Annotated in this window: 21 protein-coding genes and 1 tRNA gene; 13 read left to right on the forward strand and 9 right to left on the reverse strand. The window is 61.4% G+C overall.

Going from position 1 to position 21,306, the window contains the following annotated elements:
- Positions 1-396 precede the first annotated feature (396 nt).
- Positions 397-1,098, forward strand: coding sequence for a hypothetical protein (locus QQK95_RS32650; RefSeq protein WP_284278669.1), 702 nt, complete (start codon positions 397-399; stop codon positions 1,096-1,098).
- Between the two features lie 185 nt (positions 1,099-1,283).
- Positions 1,284-3,425, forward strand: coding sequence for a sodium-translocating pyrophosphatase (locus QQK95_RS32655; protein ID WP_284278670.1), 2,142 nt, complete (start codon positions 1,284-1,286; stop codon positions 3,423-3,425).
- Positions 3,426-3,667: 242 nt separating this feature from the next.
- On the opposite strand, the gene QQK95_RS32660 is transcribed toward QQK95_RS32655, so the two are convergent.
- Entirely contained in the window at positions 3,668-4,183 is a 516-nt protein-coding gene (locus QQK95_RS32660; RefSeq protein ID WP_284278671.1) for an outer membrane protein assembly factor BamE, read from the reverse strand.
- A gap of 115 nt (positions 4,184-4,298) precedes the next feature.
- Here QQK95_RS32660 and QQK95_RS32665 point away from each other — a divergent pair, with 115 nt between their 5' ends.
- The 7 genes from QQK95_RS32665 (at position 4,299) to QQK95_RS32695 (ending at position 9,128) form a co-directional block, all read left to right on the forward strand.
- Positions 4,299-4,844, forward strand: coding sequence for a ubiquinol-cytochrome C chaperone family protein (locus QQK95_RS32665; RefSeq protein WP_284278672.1), 546 nt, complete (start codon positions 4,299-4,301; stop codon positions 4,842-4,844).
- Positions 4,844-5,392 (forward strand): YceD family protein, encoded by a 549-nt coding sequence (locus QQK95_RS32670; protein WP_284278673.1) that lies wholly within the window; start codon positions 4,844-4,846, stop codon positions 5,390-5,392. Before QQK95_RS32665 ends, QQK95_RS32670 begins: the two co-directional genes overlap by 1 nt.
- A gap of 113 nt (positions 5,393-5,505) precedes the next feature.
- Positions 5,506-6,576, forward strand: coding sequence for a phosphate acyltransferase PlsX (gene plsX, locus QQK95_RS32675; RefSeq protein WP_284278674.1), 1,071 nt, complete (start codon positions 5,506-5,508; stop codon positions 6,574-6,576).
- Positions 6,577-6,585: 9 nt separating this feature from the next.
- Positions 6,586-7,557, forward strand: coding sequence for a beta-ketoacyl-ACP synthase III (locus QQK95_RS32680; protein WP_202354762.1), 972 nt, complete (start codon positions 6,586-6,588; stop codon positions 7,555-7,557).
- A gap of 102 nt (positions 7,558-7,659) precedes the next feature.
- The gene (locus QQK95_RS32685; RefSeq protein ID WP_010915609.1) at positions 7,660-7,983 is read left to right on the forward strand and encodes an integration host factor subunit alpha; all 324 of its coding nucleotides are present in this window, start codon (positions 7,660-7,662) and stop codon (positions 7,981-7,983) included.
- Between the two features lie 211 nt (positions 7,984-8,194).
- The gene (locus QQK95_RS32690) at positions 8,195-8,734 is read left to right on the forward strand and encodes a MerR family transcriptional regulator (RefSeq protein ID WP_027046741.1); all 540 of its coding nucleotides are present in this window, start codon (positions 8,195-8,197) and stop codon (positions 8,732-8,734) included.
- A gap of 91 nt (positions 8,735-8,825) precedes the next feature.
- Positions 8,826-9,128, forward strand: coding sequence for a hypothetical protein (locus tag QQK95_RS32695; protein ID WP_284278683.1), 303 nt, complete (start codon positions 8,826-8,828; stop codon positions 9,126-9,128).
- A gap of 530 nt (positions 9,129-9,658) precedes the next feature.
- Here QQK95_RS32695 and QQK95_RS32700 read toward each other — a convergent pair.
- On the reverse strand, positions 9,659-10,273 hold the full coding sequence (locus tag QQK95_RS32700; RefSeq protein ID WP_284278684.1) for a hypothetical protein: 615 nt from the start codon (positions 10,271-10,273) through the stop codon (positions 9,659-9,661).
- 279 nt (positions 10,274-10,552) lie between these two features.
- Between QQK95_RS32700 and QQK95_RS32705 the strand changes: the two genes are divergently transcribed.
- The 3 genes from QQK95_RS32705 (at position 10,553) to QQK95_RS32715 (ending at position 12,104) form a co-directional block, all read left to right on the forward strand.
- Entirely contained in the window at positions 10,553-10,837 is a 285-nt protein-coding gene (locus QQK95_RS32705; RefSeq protein WP_284278685.1) for a helix-turn-helix domain-containing protein, read from the forward strand.
- A 184-nt stretch (positions 10,838-11,021) separates the two neighbouring features.
- Positions 11,022-11,483: a YbaK/EbsC family protein gene (locus QQK95_RS32710; RefSeq protein ID WP_284278686.1), complete on the forward strand. Its 462-nt coding sequence runs from the start codon at positions 11,022-11,024 to the stop codon at positions 11,481-11,483.
- A gap of 450 nt (positions 11,484-11,933) precedes the next feature.
- On the forward strand, positions 11,934-12,104 hold the full coding sequence (locus tag QQK95_RS32715; protein ID WP_284278688.1) for a hypothetical protein: 171 nt from the start codon (positions 11,934-11,936) through the stop codon (positions 12,102-12,104).
- Positions 12,105-12,990: 886 nt separating this feature from the next.
- On the opposite strand, the gene QQK95_RS32720 is transcribed toward QQK95_RS32715, so the two are convergent.
- Positions 12,991-13,149, reverse strand: a complete 159-nt coding sequence (locus QQK95_RS32720) for a Flp family type IVb pilin (RefSeq protein WP_284278689.1) — start codon at positions 13,147-13,149, stop codon at positions 12,991-12,993.
- 1,095 nt (positions 13,150-14,244) lie between these two features.
- Between QQK95_RS32720 and QQK95_RS32725 the strand changes: the two genes are divergently transcribed.
- Positions 14,245-14,469 (forward strand): hypothetical protein, encoded by a 225-nt coding sequence (locus tag QQK95_RS32725; RefSeq protein ID WP_284278691.1) that lies wholly within the window; start codon positions 14,245-14,247, stop codon positions 14,467-14,469.
- 1,323 nt (positions 14,470-15,792) lie between these two features.
- Here the strand turns inward: QQK95_RS32725 and QQK95_RS32730 are convergent.
- From QQK95_RS32730 to QQK95_RS32755, 6 genes are all read right to left on the reverse strand, one after another.
- Positions 15,793-16,089 carry an adenylate cyclase gene (locus QQK95_RS32730; protein ID WP_284278693.1) on the reverse strand — a complete coding sequence of 99 codons (297 nt, stop codon included), beginning with the start codon at positions 16,087-16,089 and terminating at the stop codon, positions 15,793-15,795.
- A 268-nt stretch (positions 16,090-16,357) separates the two neighbouring features.
- Positions 16,358-16,434, reverse strand: a tRNA-Pro gene (locus tag QQK95_RS32735).
- A 54-nt stretch (positions 16,435-16,488) separates the two neighbouring features.
- A complete protein-coding gene (locus QQK95_RS32740; protein ID WP_284278694.1) occupies positions 16,489-17,760 on the reverse strand; it encodes an O-antigen ligase family protein in 1,272 nt (423 codons plus the stop codon).
- Entirely contained in the window at positions 17,757-19,292 is a 1,536-nt protein-coding gene (locus QQK95_RS32745; protein WP_284278695.1) for an undecaprenyl-phosphate glucose phosphotransferase, read from the reverse strand. Before QQK95_RS32745 ends, QQK95_RS32740 begins: the two co-directional genes overlap by 4 nt.
- 89 nt (positions 19,293-19,381) lie before the next feature.
- Positions 19,382-20,512: a glycosyltransferase family 4 protein gene (locus tag QQK95_RS32750; RefSeq protein WP_284278697.1), complete on the reverse strand. Its 1,131-nt coding sequence runs from the start codon at positions 20,510-20,512 to the stop codon at positions 19,382-19,384.
- A gap of 10 nt (positions 20,513-20,522) precedes the next feature.
- Positions 20,523-21,086 (reverse strand): polysaccharide biosynthesis/export family protein, encoded by a 564-nt coding sequence (locus QQK95_RS32755; protein ID WP_202354753.1) that lies wholly within the window; start codon positions 21,084-21,086, stop codon positions 20,523-20,525.
- Between the last annotated feature and the right edge of the window lie 220 nt (positions 21,087-21,306).

Here is a 21,306-nt window from a genome sequence, read left to right on the forward strand (position 1 = left end):
GTGTTGAGGCCCAACAGGCCGCGCAGCGAAGCCCGCCATGGCGCGGGGGCTCGCCAAGGGCTATGCAATGGAACTGGGTGGAAGTAAGCCGGATGACGGTACAACGCGGGGCATTGGGACATGGACTGGCTATCACGCCTTGGCTTCAGGGTTGGACGCTCTGAACAGACAGGGCCGGCGCGTCCAGTCGGGTTTCCGATCGCCATACTGTCGTTCAACAGGCCCGACTATCTGCGCCAGGTGCTCGCCAGCCTCCGTCCGCAAGTCTGCGAGCAGGATCGGATCTTGCTGTTTCAGGATGGCGGCTGGAATCGGTGGAGCGGCCGCCAGAAGGGCCGCGCCGAGCTCATAGCGCAATGCGTTTCGATCTTTCGCAGAGCCATACTATGGGGAGATGTGGCCGAGGCGCCGGAGAACCTCGGCATAGCGCTGAATTACGAGCGCGCCGAGCGTTATCTGTTCGAGGATATCCAGGCAGAAAAGGCGCTGTTTCTCGAGGATGACCTGATTCTTTCGCGCAACTATCTTGGCGTCATCGGCCAGCTCCTCGATATTGCCGAACGCGACCAGCGCATCGCCTATGTCTCAGCCTATGGTGACTTCTGGGCTAGCCGCCGTGATCAGCGACGCCGGGCAGGCGATCTCATCGCGATGCACGAGAATTGGGGCGCCGCACTCACCCGGCGCGCCTGGCTGGCCGAGCGGCCGTTCCGCAAGCAATATCTCGAACTGCTTGGCGACTGCGACTACTCCAGGCGGAACCACAAGGCGATAGACGCTTTCTACGCCGCACGCGGCTGGGACAAAGTGGTCAGCAGCCAGGATGGCGCGCGCTGGATAAGCTGCGTTGAACGCAACCAAGTTCGTGTGACGACCTTCGCCTGTCATGCCCGCTACATCGGCAAACGAGGCGAACACTCCACGCCCAAGCTCTTTAAGGAATCGAAATTCAGCAAGACGGCGATGTTCAGGGGCATTCCACCTGATCTGACTGGGCCGACGGACGAACAGGTCGCGCGGTGGCTCGACGCCGAGCGTCTGCGCTTTCAGGGTGGCGGCAAGCCCTGCGATGCCGGGCACGGTCCAGCCCAAATGTGATTCAATCGGTTTGCACGAAAGCACTACGGCAAAAGCCGGGCAAAAACCGAACAATATCTTGACGTTCCGAGCCCTGTTTCGCATACACCGATGCGAAGAGGTGGATTCCGTGCGCGGATTCCGGTCTTTGTCTCAACGGCCCAGGGAGGGGTTCATTTGGGCCAACAATCGAGGAAAATTTGGCAATGACCATACTTTACGCCGTCATCGCCTGCGGCCTGCTTTCTGTCCTTTACGCAATCTGGGCGACACGTTCGGTCCTTGCGTCCGATCAGGGCAATGCACGCATGCAGGAAATCTCCGCCGCCATCCGCGAAGGCGCGCAAGCCTACCTGGCGCGCCAGTACACCACCATCGCCCTTGTCGGCGTGGTCGTGCTTTTGCTCGCCTGGTGGCTGCTTTCGATCACCGCCGCGCTCGGCTTCCTGATCGGTGCCGTCCTGTCGGGCGCTGCCGGCTTCATCGGCATGCATGTTTCGGTGCGTGCCAACGTGCGCACGGCACAGGCGGCCTCCAACAGTCTGGCCGCCGGTCTTGACATCGCATTCAAGTCGGGCGCCATCACCGGCATGCTGGTGGCGGGCCTGGCGCTGCTCGGCGTCTCGATCTACTACCTCATCCTGACCGGTCCCATGGGCCTGCAGCCCAATGACCGCATCGTCATCGACTCGCTGGTCTCGCTCGGCTTCGGCGCCTCGCTGATCTCCATCTTCGCTCGTCTCGGCGGCGGCATCTTCACCAAGGGCGCCGATGTCGGCGGCGATCTGGTCGGCAAGGTCGAAGCCGGTATTCCCGAAGACGATCCGCGCAACCCGGCCACCATCGCCGACAATGTCGGCGACAATGTCGGCGACTGCGCCGGCATGGCCGCCGACCTGTTCGAGACCTATGCGGTGACGGTTGTCGCCACCATGGTTCTCGGTGCCATCTTCTTTGGCGGTACCGCCGTTCTCGGCGCCGCGATGCTTTATCCGCTGGCCATCTGCGGCGCCTGCATCCTGACCTCGATCGTCGGCACCTTCTTCGTCAAGCTTGGGGCCAACGGCTCGATCATGGGCGCGCTGTACAAGGGCCTGATCGTCACCGGCCTGCTGTCGATCGTCGGCCTCGGCGTCGCCACCTCGGTATGCTTTGGCTGGGGCGAAATCGGCACCGTCGCCGGCATGGTCATCACCGGCAAGAACCTGTTCATCTGCGGCCTGATCGGACTTGCGGTGACGGGTTTGATCGTGGTGATCACCGAGTACTATACCGGCACCAACAAGCGCCCTGTCAACTCGATCGCCCAGGCATCGGTCACCGGCCACGGCACCAACGTCATCCAGGGCCTCGCGGTCTCGCTGGAGGCGACGGCGCTGCCGGCAATCGTCATCGTCGGCGGCATCATCTCCACCTACCAGCTCGCCGGCCTCTACGGCACGGCGATCGCGGTAACGACGATGCTTGGCCTTGCCGGCATGATCGTTGCGCTCGATGCCTTCGGCCCGGTCACCGACAATGCCGGCGGCATTGCCGAAATGGCCGGCCTGCCCAAGGAAGTGCGCCATTCCACCGACGCGCTCGACGCGGTCGGCAACACCACGAAAGCCGTGACCAAGGGCTATGCCATCGGTTCGGCCGGTCTCGGCGCATTGGTGCTGTTCGCCGCCTATTCGAACGACCTGAAGTTCTTTGCCGCCAACGGCGACAAATACCCCTACTTCAAGGGCATGGGCGAGATCTCCTTCGATCTCTCCAACCCTTACGTCGTCGCCGGCCTGATCTTCGGCGGCCTGATCCCGTATCTGTTCGGCGGCATCGCCATGACGGCTGTCGGCCGCGCGGCGGGCGCCATCGTCGAGGAGGTGCGCAAGCAGTTCCGCGAGGATCCCGGCATCATGGCCGGGACCTCCAAGCCGAACTATGCGCGTGCCGTCGACCTTCTGACCAAGGCGGCGATCCGGGAAATGATCATCCCGTCGCTGCTGCCGGTGCTGGCTCCGCTCGTCGTCTATTTCGGCGTGCTCTTGATCTCGGGTTCGAAGGCCTCGGCCTTCGCCGCCCTCGGCGCCTCGCTGCTCGGTGTCATCGTCAACGGCCTGTTCGTCGCCATCTCGATGACTTCGGGCGGTGGCGCCTGGGATAACGCGAAAAAGTCGTTCGAGGACGGTTTCGTCGACAAGGACGGCGTCAAGCACCTCAAGGGCTCCGAGGCGCACAAGGCCTCGGTGACCGGCGATACGGTCGGTGATCCCTACAAGGACACTGCTGGCCCAGCCGTCAATCCGGCGATCAAGATCACCAACATCGTCGCGCTCCTGCTGCTGGCCGTGCTCGCGCACGGCTGAACGGAGCCTGGCCGCTAGCTAGAAACCCGCGGGGAGCGATCCCCGCGGGTTTTTGTTTGGCACGGATCAGGCCCATTGCTTACGTCAAAACCCGAAGACCCGCTGGATTTGGCACGGGCTTGCCCCCGTGCTGGCAAGCTGGGCTCGCATTGGCCAAACAAAAACCCGTGGGATCGCTCCCACGGGCTTTTGGTCGCCTGAGATGATGCTGCATTCCCGATGGGGAAGCAAGGGTCTGATGATCAGGGAGTGCCGCCGCCGGGGATGCTGGGCGCCAGCTTGCTGGCGCCGTTGATTATCTGGCTGAGGAAGTTCTGGTCCTTGCCGCCAGTCGGCGTGGTGCGCGATATGAAGTCGAAAATCTTGCCGTCCTTCATGCTGTAGTTGGCGATCTGGGTGACGCGGCCATCGGCGCCGAAATAGACCGCCAGCACTTTCTGGTCGACCAGCCTGGGCTTGTCGAAGGCGACATAGCGCTTGCGCGTCTGCGAAATGTAATAAAACGCCTCGTTGTCGAAAGTCGCCGTGGTCGACGGCGTGCCAAGCGCCAGAAGCACCTGCTCACGGCTGGAGCCGACGGGAACCGAATCGACGGCCTGCTGGTCGTAGACATAACCTTGCGTGAACGTCTCGCTCGGATTGAGGTCGCCGATCATCTTGTTGGTGTGACACGCCGAAAGCGCCGAAACGACGAGCAGCAGCGAGATCGCGCCGGCAGGCCTGGACGAGAAGGTCGACTTGAAATTCAGCGCGCGCAACAACAATTCTCCATTATATCGCCGCAACTTGCGCTGGGCCGCAAAACCGGTAAACCAGCTTGCCTGCCGATGCAACAAGGCCAATTCAACAAACGGTCCCCGGGAGACCATCCCCATGTTCCAGCGCCTTTTTGGTCGCGAACGCCACGCCAACCGCGCCATCACGGACGCGCTTTACGCACAAATCGTGGCGGCGGCGCGGCAGACTGTATTTTATTCCCACTGGAATGTGCCGGACACGCCGCTCGGCCGTTTCGAGATGATTTCGCTGCATATGTTCCTGTTCCAGCATCGTTTGCGTGGCGAGGGCGGCGGGGCGCAGGAGATCGCCCAGGTGCTGATCGACGAGTTCTTTCTCGACGTCGATCATTCGCTGCGGGAGCTGGGCATTGGCGATGTCGGCGTGCCCAAACGCATGAAGAAGCTGGCGAAGATGTTCTATGGCCGCACCGCCGCCTATGATGATGCGTTGGAAAGAAACGATCGCGACGGACTGACCGCGGCGCTTGCCCGCAATGTCCGGCCCGATGCCGGCACATGGGCGGAGGCATCGCAATTGGCCGACTATGTCGCCGACGCCTGCCGGCAGTTGGCCGCGCAGCCGTCCGAATCGATCGTTTCCGGCACGGCGGTGTTTCCGCTCGCCAAGGGAGGTGCTTGATGAAACATGCTGATCCGCATAGCCCGGTTTCCTTTTTCGCGAATGTCGCCCGGCTGCCGCAGAAGGGCCTGCCGGTGGTGATCGAGGCCGACGCCGCCCAGCGTGCCGCGCTCGCCGAGGAGCACGGGCTGCTGTCGGTCGAGGCCTATCGCGCCGAACTCCTGGTGGCCTCCTGGAAGCGCAATGGCGTCAAGGTCAGCGGTCGTGTCGAGGCCGATATCACACAGGCCTGCATCGTCACGCTCGATCCCGTCGAAGCGCATATCGACGAGCCGGTCGAGGCGCTGCTGCTGCCGGAGGATTCCAAGCTTGGGCGGCAGGGGTTCGAGGGCGGCGGCGAGATCCTGCTCGATGCGGATGGTCCTGACAGCCCCGAAACATTCTCCGGCGACACGATCGATGTCGGCGCTCTCGCCGAGCAGTTCTTCGGACTGGCGATCAACCCCTATCCGCGCAAGTCGGGCGCGTCGCTGGATGCCGGCGGAGAGACCGAAGCGGTGGAGAATGAATTTCAGCAAAAACTGCGATCCTTGCTGGGAAAATCCTGAAAACCTCGCCCGCGATGGAAAAGTCGGTTGTGTGAAAACCCAAAACCGCTATTTTCGCCGAACCTTCGCGATCACTAAAGCGACCTGCCGCATAACCGTGAGATGAATACCGCGTGATCAGGATTTCCATCGATGCCATGGGCGGCGATCACGGACCAGCCGTGGTTATTCCGGCGCTCGTGACGGTCGCGACTCGCCGTCCCGACATCCGCTTCGTCATCTACGGGCGTGAGGAGCTTGTGCGCCCGGAACTCGCCAAGTTCCCCAAATTGGCCGAGGTGAGCGAATTCTTCCATTGCGAGATCGCGGTCAGGATGGACGACAAGCCCAGCCAGGCGTTGCGCCATGGCCGCTGGAAGTCGTCGATGTGGAAGGCGGTCGAAGCTGTCAAGTCAGGCGCCGCGGACGCCTGTATCTCCGCCGGCAACACCGGCGCGCTGATGGCGATGTCGAAATTCTGCCTGCGCACCATGGCCACCATCGATCGCCCGGCGATCGCTGCATTGTGGCCGACATTGCGCGGCGAAAGCGTGGTTCTTGACGTCGGCGCCACCATTGGCGCGGATGCGCACCAGCTGATTGATTTTGCCATTCTGGGCACCGGCATGGCACGCTCCGTATTCGGCGTGGCGCGGCCCACCGTCGGCCTGCTCAATGTCGGCGTGGAAGAGATCAAGGGCCAGGAAGAGGTCAAGGAGGCAGGGCGCATGCTGCGCGAGGCCAACATGGCCTCGATGAACTATCATGGCTTTGTCGAAGGCGACGATATCGGCAAGGGCACGGTCGACGTGGTGGTGACGGAGGGTTTTGCCGGCAACATCGCGTTGAAAACCGCGGAAGGCACCGCGCGCCAGATCGCGGGCTATCTGCGCGCCGCCATGAGCCGCACGCTGATGGCCAAGATCGGCTATGTCTTCGCCAAGGGCGCCTTTGACCGCCTGCGCGAAAAGATGGATGTCGGCCGCTCCAATGGTGGCGTCTTCCTGGGGCTGAACGGGATTGTCGTCAAAAGCCATGGCGGTGCCGATTCGGATGGTTTTGCCGCTGCGATCGAGCTCGGCTATGACATGGTGCGCAACAATCTGCTCGACCGCATCGAAGCCGACCTGGACCTGTTTCATGCGCGCAATCCGCATGCCCTGTCATCCCGGAAATCCGACGTCGTTGTCGACGCGAAGGAATAGGAAAGAACTTTGATCAGATCAGTCGTGCGCGGCACGGGCGCCGCGCTGCCCCGCCGCATCATGAAGAATGCCGATTTCGAGGGCATGGTTGAAACATCGGATGAGTGGATCGCCCAGCGTACCGGCATCCGCCAGCGTCATATCGCGGCCGACGACGAGACGACGGCTTCGCTCGGAGAGGCCGCGGCACGAGCCGCCCTTGCCAATGCCGGGCTGACGCCGGACGATATCGACCTGATCGTGCTGGCGACATCGACGCCCAACAACACATTCCCGGCCACCGCGGTCGAGATCCAGAACCGGCTCGGCATGCATCACGGCTTCGCCTTCGACATGCAGGCGGTGTGTTCAGGCTTCGTCTATGCGGTGACGACAGCCGACCTCTACATCCGTGGGGGGCTTGCCAAACGTGTGCTGGTGATCGGCTCGGAAACGTTCTCGCGCATCCTCGACTGGAGCGACCGCTCGACCTGTGTGCTGTTCGGCGATGGCGCCGGCGCACTTGTCCTGGAGGCGGGCGAGGGGGCCGGCACGATTGCCGACCACGGTGTCCTGGCGGCCAGCCTGCGCTCCGACGGCGTGCACAAGGACAAGCTTTTCGTCGACGGCGGACCGTCGACCACGGGAACGGTCGGTCATCTCAGGATGGAAGGCCGCGAAGTCTTCAAGCATGCGGTCGGCATGATCACCGATGTCATCGAGGCAACCTTCTCGGCCGCCGGCATAACGGCCGACGACCTCGACTGGTTCGTGCCGCACCAGGCCAATAAACGAATTATTGACGCATCCGCCAAGAAGCTCGGGATAGCAGAGCAAAAGGTGGTGGTTACGGTCGATTTGCACGGTAACACCTCGGCCGCTTCCGTGCCGCTGGCGCTGTCGGTGGCCGTTGCCGATGGCCGCATCAAGAAGGGCGACCTCGTCCTCCTGGAAGCGATGGGCGGCGGCTTCACCTGGGGCGCCGTTCTGGTTCGCTGGTAAGTGCCGAACGGCTCGGTTTCGGTCCTTGACCTTGCCGGATCAATTACTTAGGCTCTGCCGTTGTTGTGCCGATTTTACGTTTTGAACTGATGGGACGGTCGCATGGGGGGAAAGACACTTACGCGTGCCGACCTGGCGGAGGCCGTCTACCGAAAGGTCGGCCTGTCGCGCACTGAATCCGCCGAATTGGTCGAAGCCGTGCTGGATGAAATCTGCGAGGCCATCGTGCGTGGCGAGACGGTCAAGCTGTCGTCCTTCGCGACGTTCCATGTCCGCTCCAAGAACGAGCGCATCGGGCGCAATCCCAAGACCGGCGAAGAGGTGCCGATCCTGCCGCGCCGGGTGATGACCTTCAAATCGTCCAATGTGCTGAAGAACCGCATCTTGCGCTCTCACCAGAACAGCAAGGCCAAAGGCGGCAAATAGCCTCCATTGTACGGTTGAAAACCAGCCCCGCGATCACGCCGGGCTTGAATATTGCTTCACAAACCGCTGAAATAAGGCCCGATTCGGCAGCATGGCCGGATTGGTGTTCCGCGTATGATCCATTCCGCGCAAATGGAATGAGCTTCTCTTTGTTGAGCGTGATCTCGCTGAAGACCGTTCCGGATCACGCTCCAGCGTGAGGATTTCGCCCATGGACAAGAGCCCTGACGCCTTCCGCACCATCAGCGAGGTCGCCGAAGATCTCGACCTGCCGCAGCATGTGCTGCGCTTCTGGGAGACACGGTTCAACCAGATCAAGCCGATGAAGCGCGGCGGCGGCCGCCGCTATTACCGGCCGCAGGACGTCGAACTGATCAAGGGCATCCGCCACATGCTCTACGACCAGGGCTACACCATCAAGGGCGTGCAGAAGCTGCTGCGCGAGAACGGCAATCACTTCCTGGTTGCCATCGGCAATGGCGACATGGCCGCCGTCGAGGCGATCTCGCAGCGAAAGCAGGCCGACCAGGTGCCGCTGACGCCGGCGGCGCAGCCGCGCGGCGGCGACGATGAATTGGTTGGCCAGCCAAGGGTCAAGCCCAGTCGTCGCTTTTTCGGCCTGGGCAAGAGCGACGAGGAAGGTCCGGTTCAGCCGGACTCATCGAAACTCTCGCGCGACAATCGCGCGCTGCTGCAGGAGGCGCTATTCGACCTCCTGGAATGCAAGCGTCTGCTTGATCAGGTGCGCTGACATCAGCGCGAAGCGCTTTGGAGCCTCGAGACCGGAACCCGCAATGGGGTGAGGCGTTACGTTTCCTTCTGCAAGATTAAGGAAACGTACGATGGCATCATTTTCGACCCTTTCGGACATCGATCTCGAAAAGCAGGTCGCGGCCCTCTCCAGGGAACTCGCGGCGCTGCGCAAGGCGGTGTCAAAGCGCGGTGGCGCTTACTATGAAGACGGCCGCGATGCCGCTCTCGACACGTATTCGGATCTTGCGGGGCGTCTGCGCGATGCGATGCCGGCAATCCGCAAACAAGGCAGGGTGATTGAGAAATCGGCGCGTGACCATCCGGCTGCGGCCGCCGCGGTTGGGCTTGTCGTGCTCGGCCTGTTCGCTAGCCTGCTGTTCAGCCGGCGCTGAGATAGCCACTGTCCTTGGATGAAGGTGACCTGGCCCTGTTCGCGAACGCCTCACGTCGGACTGGCACTCCACACCGGGAGAAGACCTGCCTTGAACAGGGAGCCAAGGCGGGTCTTCTCCTTGGAAGTCCTTATTTAGTAGGTCTTCTTCATGTGGTGGTGGCGGTGATGAACATGGTGGTGAACGCGGTGATGACGAACATGACGATGATGAACGCGGTGATGACGATGATGCTTTGCCATCGGGGCCGCATCGGCGCTCGTCGCACCGATGACCGGCGCCGTGAAAGCGAGTGCAACTGCAAGCCCGAGGGCCGAGAGGAGGGACTTCTTCATGGATCGTTTCCTTCTTTCGCCGGCGGATCTTAAAATCGGGTCGATGGCCCGATCGCCGTGAGTGGAATTACGCTCCTGATTTTTATCGTCAGTATTTCCCGATTGTAGAATTTTGTTTCCGGCGTGTTTCTGGGAACCGGCTTCCCGACACTTTATTGTGAGGGCCGAAAAGCCGGCTCTGGCCGCCAATTTTGGCTACATCGGCGGGATCACGCCATTGTTACCCACCACGACGCGGCTGGAGCTCAGCGTCCCGTCTGCCTCGCGCTGGGCAGTGACGAAGACCGTCGCGCCCGGCTTGAGATCGGCCGGCGTGGCCGAGGCGAAGGTCACGACGGGCGTGCTGTCGGGGATCGAGATCTTCTTGGTCTGCCCATTGTCGTAGGTCAGGGTCACGGCGCGCCCGCTTATGTCGGTCACGTCGGCCACCGTGCCGTTGGTCATGCGGCTGTTCGGCTGCAGGTCCCAGGGGCGGTCGCCTTCGCCAGTGCCTTTCAGGGCGGCTGGGAAAATCACCACCTCCAGCGCGCCGCTGCCGCCATCCGCCTTCGAAACGGAAGCAATGCCGAGGAAATCGCCTTGCTTGATGTCCTCTTGCGAGGCGCTGGCGACGCCGGAGATCTTCCAGCCGGTGTTGAGCTTGACCGCGGAGGTGTCGCCTTGTCGGGTTTTGACGGTGAGCAGCGACGGCTCGAAACTGACCACCGTGCCGCGCACGCGCAGCGTGTCCGCCGCCTGGGCGGTCGCCGCTCCGGCGATGAAAAGGCTGGAAATCGTACCGAGCACGAGGAGGGACGTCTTGAAGTTCATTTCGGAGATCCTTCTGGGGACGGGCCGGCTGGAACCGGATGGTTTCACGCGGCGCATCAGAACAACGAACAGGTGGGCCTAAATCTCTGGGCAAAAAGGTGCCGGGCCGTTCAAAAGAACTTGATGGCGCTATGTGCGTGCACCTGCTCGCGGGGGGCGGTTCACGATAGCGTGACGGCCTGTTTGGCCCTTGGCAAATTGCTGGCGAGCGGGCATGTTCCTGCTCGTCTCAGGCAACACTCCATTTTGATCAAACTCTTTCAGCCACCGGAGTTGCCAATGCCCAACAATGCAAAAAGCCATGCCCTCTCCGAACCGTTAGCCAGTGAGATCGGGCCGAATTACACCACCCTCAGGGCCATGCGGGAATCCCGCGGATACAGTGTGGAAGAGCTTTCCCTGACCTGCGGCCTCTCGGTCGGCGAGATCGAGGACATAGAGAACGGCCGGGCGGCCGATCCGTCGAAGCTGCGCCGTATTGCGTCCGCGCTTCGCATGTCCCAGGACGCCCTTATCGCTTCCGCCGCGCCGGCGACAGCCGCACAAGGCAGACCGCTGGCATAGACCTGCACGAGGCATGCAAAAGAACCCGCCGAGGCCCGCCTGGCGGGTTTCTTGTTGATGTGACGGTGTTCTCCAGCGGGCCGGGCTTGCCGATTTACAGATCGCGCGTGCTTATACCTGCGGCATCCAAATCCGTGCCAATCGCGCCTGCCGTGTATCGAGGTTGAACCGTGGTTTTTTCGATATGAGCCTGGAAACCGTTCGTGCCTTTTTCGCCGCTCATGCACCCGACATCGAGGTCATCGTCACGCAGGCGAGTTCGGCGACGGTGACGCTGGCGGCTGAAGCGCATGGCGTGCTTCCGGCGCAGATCGCCAAGACCATCTGCCTGCGCGTCGGCGAGCGCACCATGCTGGTCGTGACCAGCGGCATCGCCAGGCTGGACAACCGCAAGTTCAAGGACCGGTTCGGCGGCAAGCCGCGTATGCTGGACGCCGACGAAGTCGTCGCCGCCACGAGCCATCCGGTCGGCGGTGTCTGCCCGTTCGGCCTGCCGTCGCCGCTGCCGGTCTACTGCGACGTCTCGCTGCGCGAATTCGACCAGGTTGTCCCCGCCGCGGGCGCCACCAACGCGGCGGTGCGGATCGCGCCGCAGCGCATGACGGATCTTGTCGGTTCTGAGTGGGTGGACGTGTGCCAGGGGTGAATGCCGGATCCAATTCGAGCTGAAATCCGCAAGGCATTCGAAAATTGGCCGATTTGGCCAAGGCGGACTTCGGGGGCGAGTCCTGCTTCGAAATGGTCGGAGTGGCCATGGACCAGACCGGCTCAGGCAGACGGCCAGGACGCTGCCAGGGAGCACGAGATCGAGACGTCGAACGCACGAAGTGCTGCTGAAGACGGGTCAAGGACATCACCCGACGACGATGCGCCGTTCTTTCGACGGAAATGGGACAGGACCGGGCGGGGCCGTCCGCGGTTGAGCAGCCCAACAGGACGGCGGCCCAGCAGCTTGTTGCGAGAGGGGACTGGCAGCGGCGGCCGCTGGGCCTGACCGGACAGGGCCTTGAGGACGGGCGGCGCCGGCTGGCTGGAATGCATGCGCTCATGCTAATATTGTCGCAACATGCGAATGAACGAGCGCATGGGTCGAGCGATGACCGACAAGCCTGCAACCACCTATGTTGTCAGCGTCTTCGAGAAGCCGCACTGGCGGACCGTGCTGACCACCAAGAACAAGCAGAAGGCGCTCGATACGGCCAGGGAGATCGGCGACAAAGTGCGGGTCGAGGAGATCACGCCGAAGCCGGAGAAGGGGCAAACCTGAGCGCCTCGCAGCCCTTTACAAATCTGTAAGTAGTGCGCATGAGTGTTTTCTAATATAATCCGGCCGGGCAGCGTTTCATTCAGGTCCCGCTGCCCCATGGGTTCCCACACCCAACAGCCCGCTGCTCCCCCCAAGTCCGGCAGCGGGCTGATCTCGCGACCCCTTGTTTTCGATGATGTCGACTTCGCCGTCGGGATGGCGTCCGGCGCTTGGAGGGTTGCTCGGAGCGCGACGTGATGACTATGGGTCAGCCGCTGGCGTCGGCCTGACCGCTCCACATCACATGGACAAGGGCCCGCTTGGGCGGGCCGTTTGTTGCGCTACCTCGGCGGCCGACTTCTCGGAAAAGGTACGATCGTCAGCGGCGACTTCTGAAATTCCGCGGCCGCTATTTCTTCGATCATCACATCGAGCCTGGCGCGGATCTTTTGGCTTGTTTCATCCTCTCCGCACAGGCGGTTTTGTGCGCATTCCAACAGCTCGCGCGCCGCTGCAAAGTCGCTTTGCATCGCAACACCCACTAGCCACCCAACAAGGAACATGGTCGGCTCACTTAGTTGAGGGATTGCTAATGGAAGTGTCGGCAATTTAGGGAATGGCAGCGATGGCCCTATTGGGCGGAACCGCCTGAGGCTGGCTATAATGTAGCTAGAGATTTTGTAGCCCCCTCTGCGGGAAGGGCGTGGCGCGCTACGCTTCAGATGCCGGCTTCACGGTGCCGATCTGCGGCCTTACCGAGGCCCTGACGGAAAAAGGGCCGGCGCGCCGGCCCTTTCTAGGCCGACAGCCAGTGATGGTCGCTAACCTCCAAGAAAGGAAGCCGGCCCACTATCGAAAGCCTAGCAAGTCCCGCCGGCAGTGCCTGTTGCGGAAATGCCCTTGGTGTTCAGCTTCGTGCAGAGCCCGGTGAACTGGCTACCGACCAGCCGCCAATAGCAATCACGGCAACGATCGATGCAGCAGCGACGATGCCGATGAGGATCGAGTATTCCACCATCGCGGCGCCGTTTTCGTCGTCGCGAAACTGTTTCATCATATTACGCATGTAAACACCCCTTTTGTTGACTTCGAACCCCGGAGTTGCCGGCATATCTGCCCCCAAAGCCACCCCGTCGAGGATCATTAGAGACGGCAAGAGGACCGTGGTCTATGGCTATCGATATACCCCGTTATCCAACCTGCTCGTGAGGGGCGGCAAGGAACTGTCATGCGCCTCGTCAATCCCTGGCGCTACCCGCCTTCAGGGACACACAAGCATGTGCTAATAAGATGCGAGTTGGTTCTGTGGAGAAATCAGGTGAGCTTTCTTCGCCCACGGCCGAAGCCGAAGAAGGCTTACCCGAATAGCGATCGGTTCGGAGAGGACGGAAAGCGCATTTACAGCGCCTACACTGCTGCGGACACGAAGAGGCCAGTCAATCGTCGCAAACGTCAGCGCCGCCTCATGTTCATCGCTGGAGCGTCAATCGCCGCAGTTGTGAGCGCGTTGGTCTACCTGATCGGTGCCGGCTAAGCGGCCTTTCCTATAAGTCACGACCTATGCAATGTCCGCCGCATCCCAAACGATGAAGCGCGACGTGCGCGATAGCGAACTGACAGAGCGTCCAGGCCGCGATTAGACCCCTTGGAAGGAAGGCATCGTAGACCTCGAAATCGATCACGTCTGGTGAGTTGCGCTACCGGTTTGCTGCGGAGGAGCGCGCGCTGGCTGGTCGCTACAGAGGACCGACCGCGCCTTCCATTAGAAAGGCACTCAGGGCGCTCATCAGAGCCTCGGCGCTGTCCTCCTCGAGATGGAGTTGTATCTCGTCGGTGATCAGCAGCAGCTTACCTGCAGCGGGTTGCGCGAAATGATCACCACATCGTTATCCTGATGATCGGCTTCCTCGAGCGGCACTTATTATGCATGCGCAGCTATCGCGGCATGAGCACGCGCGGCATGCAAAAAGGCCCCGGCGCAGGGTGAATTGCCGGGGCCTTAGCCATGTACGAACTACTCAGCATGTCCGCTTATTACGATGCGCCAACGTGCTCAAGAATCCGTAAATTCGCTACACAACCTGTAGCTGGTGGCAAGCGAGGGAAGGGCAGGAATATAGTCCTCACTGTTGCGGCGAACCCCTCAAAACGGAGATCGCCAATGGCCAGGACTAAACCTTCCAAGCAGTTATCGCAGGCTGAAATCGAACGCTTCCTGGTAGCAGTGGAAGCGCTGCACAAGAGCATCGTGAAGCCGCTCATATCGCCACACTGCGACCACTACCGAACAACGCGTGTCCTGCATGATGCGCTGTTGAAGGCCGTGCGAGAAGTCACCGGGAAGGAAGTCGAGTTCATTCGCTGGTTTGGCGGCGGTTCCGCCTAGCGATTCGGATCACAATCGGCCCGGCATCCTCCGGGTGCGCTGCACGAAGGAAACCGGGCCTCGCCGGTGCTCGGAAACATGCCGGCTGCCAGCTAAGGCAGCTATAGCGATCCGCTAGTCCGAATAAACCCTGCGAATGAAGGAAGCCAGTAGCGCCACCAAAGTGTGCACGGTACTGAATGGCCGATATCACGTTTGGCTAAAGTAATGGAACGTCCAAAGGGCATTCGCGGAACTAAAGCGGTAACGTCAGACCTACGCTGTCAGCGTCCAAGACTTTAGTCCTACAGGCTTATGACTGCTGCTCCGGACGCCTTCAATCTACCGTTGGACGATTTTCGTGCGCACGGCTAAAGCGGAATCCCGCGGTTGGCTAGCCCAACAAAAGCCTCGCCAGCTTCATCAAGAGGGGCGTGTACGGGACTTCAGTCGCAGTTGCGCAGTTGCTAATATTCTCCTAGTTTTTTAGGCAGTGCGGGGAACGCCTAAGTGCTCTCAACTGTATTGCGAGAAAAGCTCATTTGCGAATGCGGTCGCACCGGGTATTTGAAACTGCGAGAAGACGATCAGCCCCTCAGCGGCACTTGGGAATCTTACAGCTTGGAGGGGTTCAACGGCGGTAGCCTGACTATCACCAGTTCCGGGAATATTCCGGGCGACAAGTTGGCCTATCTCCGTCCCTTGTGTCCTCAATGCAGACAGTGGGGCAAGGTGAAGTATGCAAGCCGGACCTGAGTCCGCAAGGACCTGGGGCCGGAGCCTTTGCCAAAAGCGTTAGTGATCTCGGCGCTCTATTTTCCAGACTTTTTGCCGGCGATAAATGATATCGAGCAGGCGTCCAGGCAATATGCAGCCTGGATTACACAGACCGGCCAGCGGCGTCTGGCAGGTGAATCCGTCTACACCGGGTTCAATGAAGCCTACCAACCCTACTGGGCGAAGTTCGTGTCAGTTTCGGAACCAAATTACAAAGTACGCTGTGGATCGACGCGGGCAAATCTGAGGGCCAAACATGCGCGCCTCATCGTGCCCTACGGTGACGTCTGACTTACCCGACAATCAACAAATTCGATGTCGCGGTCGACACTAGCGATTGCCTTTTCATAGGCCGTCTGTCCCGAGCCAACGTTAGACAGCATAGCTTTGCCGACATCGGCGGCTTTTTTGCAAGTCCAAGGTCCCACATGGGACACCATGCCGAGCCCGGCAACCCGCGCACTTGCCGTAATGACGACTGCTGGTGTCGATTTGACCACAAACCTATCTGGCTTAGGATAATATGCGCGAGCGAGCCCGCTGCCTCACGGTGGCGGGCCGTCACTTTTAATGGTTGTGGGACTGCTGGAATCCGGCCACGTCGTATTGAGAAACGCTCTTTGGATTGTTTGAATTCTGCGGCTGGGTGCCTGCGTATTTTCCGTCAGCAACGCCACCCGGGTTGAAGGCTGAGCCTGGAGCGGAACTGGCATGGCCAGGCGTGGCGTTTCCTGTGTCGGCGGTTCCGATCGTTTGGCTGGGCTGACCCGGCGCGCCTGTTACGGTGTGGACATTGCCGGCCAAGGCCGTGCCGGCGGATGCTGCGAACAAGCCAGCCGCCATCAGCGCGAGAAGACGTTTCATGGTTTCCTCCTAGAGCATGCGTTTCAGGAGGGCGCTCGGGTTGCGAGCGCCCGGCATGAAGTACAAACGCTGTTCGGACCACCATTCATCCCGAGAATCGCTTCCGGGTCCCGCTGCGCCGGTGGCGGGCTTTTCACAGTCTCACATTTGTTGCAGCAGCGTGCTGACTCGCCTCCCGGGCCGGGAGTTATCCCTGGCGTTACCCTGGAACAAAAATACAATGAAAGCTTGAGGCGGACTCGTGGGGGCAAGTCCTTGTTTTTATTAATGGTCGGAGTGGCCGGATTCGAACCGACGACCCCTTGACCCCCAGTCAAGTGCGCTACCGGGCTGCGCTACACTCCGGACCGGTCGCGATGTATCGTGATAACCCCGCCCGGGTCAACCGAAATTCGGCGTTTATCGTACCGGTGTGGATGCGATCGCCGGTGCGCCCAAAAATGCCGGCCGCAACAACAGCTGATGGCGGTATTCGAGCGCGATGGCACCCCACACCAGCCCGAGCAGCAGATACATATGGCGCCAGTGGTCGATGTCGATGAAGGTGCCGAGGCCGATATTGCCGATGAAGGCGACATACGCGCACAACAGATAGGGCTGCCACGGCCGGTCGCGCAGCAGGATGCGGAACCCGGCCACCATGGTCCAGACGACCAGCGTCAGGAACGACACGAAGCCGAGCCAGCCATAGTCCATCAGCATTTTCAGCCAGATGTCGTGCGTGTCCTCGCCGAACATCTTGCCGAAGACCAGCGGCCCGATGCCGAACGGACGCTCCATCGCCATCTGGAAGCCGATTCCGTAGCGGGCGAAGCGGCCGAGGCGGGCGGTGTCATAGCTCTGTTCGAGATGCGCGCGGCTGGAAAACATCTCCGACACGCCGGGCAGTTGCAGGATGACGATGATGGCGATCGTCAGCAGTGACAGCGCGGCGATGGTCATGATCACCACGCGCAGCCGGAACTTGCCGCTGGCGCTCTGCAGGAACAGGCAGCCGGTGAGCAGGACCGCCGATACGGCGAACATGCCCCAGGCGCCGCGCGAGAAGGAGAAGAAGATGCCCAATGTGATGATCAGCAGCGGCACCGCCAGCAACGGCATGCGCGCGATCGAACCTGTCAGGATCAGATAGAGCAGATAGGTGCCGGGCAGCACCAGGAACGGCCCGAAAACGTTCGGGTCCTGGAAGGCGCCTGCGGCACGGTCGTATTTGGTGAACATCTCGGCGCCGGGGAAGGCATGGAAATAGCCTGCTATGCCAAGCAGCGAGGTCGCCACCGCCGAGACGACATAGGCATTGAAGATCAGCCGGTAGAGGCTTGGCTGCGTGGCCGTCACTGAGGCGAAGAACACCGCGCTGAAGGCCAGAAACAGCGATACGGATAGATAGAGCGGCGTGAAGGCGAGGTCCGCCATCTGCGTCATGGAGATCATGCCGCCGATGTTCATCGTCACCAGCAGCACCAGCAGCGGCATGGCCGCACGCGAAATCCGCAGGCCGAAGAGCGCCCAGATGGCGATCAGTCCGGCCATGTAGATTTCGTAAGGCGCCGGCTCGCTGATGACGAAGCCGGACAGAAGGATGCCGACCACCACCGCACTGGAAGAAATCAGGGCGATCAGCTTGGCGTTGACCGCGGCCTGAGGCAGCTCATGGGAAATCGCGCTCAATAGGCGTTTTCCGTGTTGAGCAATCGGATCGGCGTCAGGAACAGGATCCTGAGATCGAACAGCAGCGACCAGTTCTCGATGTAGTAGAGATCGTACTCCGTCCGCATGCGGATCTTCTCATTGGTGTCCATCTCGCCGCGCCAGCCGTTGATCTGCGCCCAGCCGGTAACGCCGGGCTTGACCTTGTGGCGAGCGAAATAGCCGTCGACCACCTCGTTGTAGAGCAGGTTGTGCGATTGCGCGGCGATGGCATGCGGGCGCGGACCGATCAGCGACAGGGAGCCCAGCAGGGAATTGACGAACTGCGGCAGTTCGTCGATCGAGGTCTTGCGGATGAAGCGGCCGACGCGGGTGACGCGCGGATCGTTCTTGGTCACAGTCTGCTTGGCGGTCGGGTCCGACCGGTCCGTGTACATCGAGCGGAACTTGTAGACCTCGATGATCTCGTTGTTGAAGCCGTGGCGCTTCTGCTTGAACAGCACCGGTCCCTTGCTGTCGAGCTTGATGGCGATGGCGGTCGCCAGCATCACCGGCGAGAAGACGATGATGCCGATCAGCGAGAAAACGATGTCGAAGGTGCGCTTGGCGACCGAATCCCAGTCGTTGATCGGCTTGTCGAAGATGTCGAGCATCGGCACCGAGCCGATGAAGGAATAGGCGCGCGGACGGAACTGCAGCGCGTTGGAATGCGCCGAAAGCCGGATGTCGACGGGCAGCACCCACAGCTTCTTCAACAGCTGCAGCACGCGCGTTTCGGCGGTCAGCGGCAGCGACACGATCAGCATGTCGATACGGGCGATGCGGGCGAACTCGATCAGTTCCGAAATGGTGCCGAGCTTGGGATAGCCGGCGACGATCGGCGGCGAGCGCTTGTCGGAACGGTCATCGAAGATGCCGCAGATGCGGATGTCGTTGTAAGGCTGCTTTTCGACCGAGCGGATCAGGATTTCCGCCGCCTTGCCGCCGCCGACGATGACGGCGCGCCGCTCCATGCGGCCATCGCGCGCCCAGCGCCGGATCAGTCTCGACATCACCAGCCTGAGGCCGAAGAGCAGGACGAAGCCGACGACGAACCAGGTGCCGAACAAAAGCCGCGAATAGTCTTGCGACATCTTCATGACGAAGGCTGTCAACGCCATCAGCGCGAAGGCGCCGGCCCAGACCAGCAGGATGCGGCCGAAATTGGCGATCGGCCGCATCAGCGAAACCACCTGGTAGCAGTCGGTGACATCGAGGAGCACCACGGCGAGGAACGACGCGGCGGCGATCGTCACAGGATATTGCCAGGCGAGATAGTTGAAGAAACCGACAAAGTAGAAATAGACGCAGAGCCCCGAAAGGAACAGCACTCCGAATTCGACCATGCGCAGGACGCCGCTGACCATGATCGGCGACATCGTATCGCGCCGGTACTGCGACGCGACCTGCCGGGCGACGTCGTTCATGCCGCCGGGCGCATCGCCATCGGTCGGGCCGTCGAATTTACGCACCGCTTCGGGTGAAAAGCGGTGCGCGGGGTCGATCTCATTCATGGAACAGTCCGCAAGCTTCCCCAGGGTGATTAGCAAAAGAGAGCTAAGAAACCCTTGAAACAACGTGTGGCTTTGGAAAGGCCCGGACGTTACCTGCCGAGCGCGGCAAAATAGGCCTTCTCGATTTCAGCGGCCATGACGTCGGCGCCGAAGCGCGCCCTGAGGCCGGCGCCATCGGGCATCAGGGCGCCATAAGCGGCAAGGTCGGCCAGTGCCTCGCTCATCTTGTCAGCGAGTTCGGCCGCATCGGGGCGGATCAGGGCAGGGGAGCCGGAACCGAAGATCTCCGGTATGCCGCCCACGGAGGTGGCGATCATTGGTCTTGCCGCGGCAAGTGTCTCCAGCACGATATAGGGCATGGCTTCCGCACGGGAGGGAACGACCACCAGCCCGGCAAGAGCGAAGGCCTCCCTGGCCGGCATCGGCGACAGGAAGCGGACATGGCCTTGCAGTCCCAGGCGCTGCACCTGCGCGTGGTAGCGCGGCAGGTCGTCGCCGTCGCCGACCATCACCGCGCTCAGCGCACGGCCGAGCCTGGGACCGGCGGCCGCCAGGGCATCGATGAAGATGTCGGGCCCCTTCAGGTCCCGCATCATGCCGATATAGAGCAGATCCGCCGCGTCGGGTGCGATGAGCACCGGTTCGAATTCGGCTGCGCGCAGTCCGTTATAGACCAGCATGTTCGGGATCGGCGGCTCGCCCACCTTCCTGCGGTAGGTTCGCCGCTCGTAGTCCGAGACGAACAGCAGGCAATCGGTGAAGCGCGCCATGGAGCGCTCCAGCGCAAAGAACAGCTTCCCCGTGGCTGTCGTTTCGTCATAGTGGAGGGAGCCGCCATGCGGCGAATAAAGGCGGGCTACGCGAGACCTTGATACCCGCAACAATGAGCCGAACAGACGGGCATAGGCGCCACCCTTGGCACCGTGCCCATGCAACACGTCCGGCCGCAATTCCTTGATGATCCCGTAGGTGCGCCGGGCAGAGGCGAGATCGCCCGGGCCGACATGGCGCTGCATCGGCGTGCGATGGATGCCGAGCGCCAGCATGTCCTTCATCTGCTCGAACAGGCGTTCCTCGAACTCGCCGCCAGTGGTCGAATCGCAGACGATGCCGACCACATGGCCTGCGGCGACCTGCGCTTCGGTCAGGTCGCGCACATGCCGGAAAATTCCTCCGACCGGTGAGCGAAAGCAGTGGACGATCCTGAGCTTGTCCGCCACGTGGTGTCTGTCAGAACAGGCGTTCGCGGACGTAGACGGTATCTCCGGGCAGCAGCGGATCGGATGTCACCACACGGCCGGTCATCACCTTGCCGTTGATGTCGCGGGTGATGTCGACGCTTTCTTGGTTGGCGCGTGGCGAGAAGCCGCCGGCAATGGCGATGGCCTTCTGCACGGTCAGGCCAGGCACGTAGGAATACTGGCCGGCAGCGCCCACTTCGCCCATGACGAAGATCGGCCGGTAGCGATCGATCTCGACCGAGACGTCGGGGTCGCGCAGATAGCCCTGCCGCAGTTTGTCGGCGATTTCCTTTTCCATCTGCTGCGCGGTGTGGCCACGCGCCGGAATGGCGCCGACGAGCGGGAAGGAGAGGTAGCCGGACTGGTCGACACTGTACGTGTTGGTCAGGCCTTCCTGCTCGAACACGGTGACGCGGATGCGGTCGCCGGCGCCGAGACGGTAAGGTTGGTCGAGGACCTCGTGGAAGGCAGCCGGCGTCGGACGGTAGCTGGAGCAGCCGGCGAGCATCGATACGGCAAGCAGAGCGTGAAAGAGGGAAGCAGTGCTTTTCATGACCGGATACGTACCTTCGACTGGCCGCTGCGGCGTCGCAGCAAACATCTGGGATCGGGTTCGTTATCATCCTGTTAGGGTTAATGGCCGGTAAAGGAGCCAGCCGATAGCGCTGCACGAAGCAGGGGTTTTGCCGTTTTTATCGTTTTTCTTGGGCGCTGCCAGTAATCCCTAATGGGGTATTACCGTGATCTTAACGGCTGAGTTACCATAGTTGTTT

The sequence above is a fragment of the Mesorhizobium huakuii genome (assembly GCF_030160235.1).
Taxonomy (GTDB): domain Bacteria; phylum Pseudomonadota; class Alphaproteobacteria; order Rhizobiales; family Rhizobiaceae; genus Mesorhizobium; species Mesorhizobium huakuii.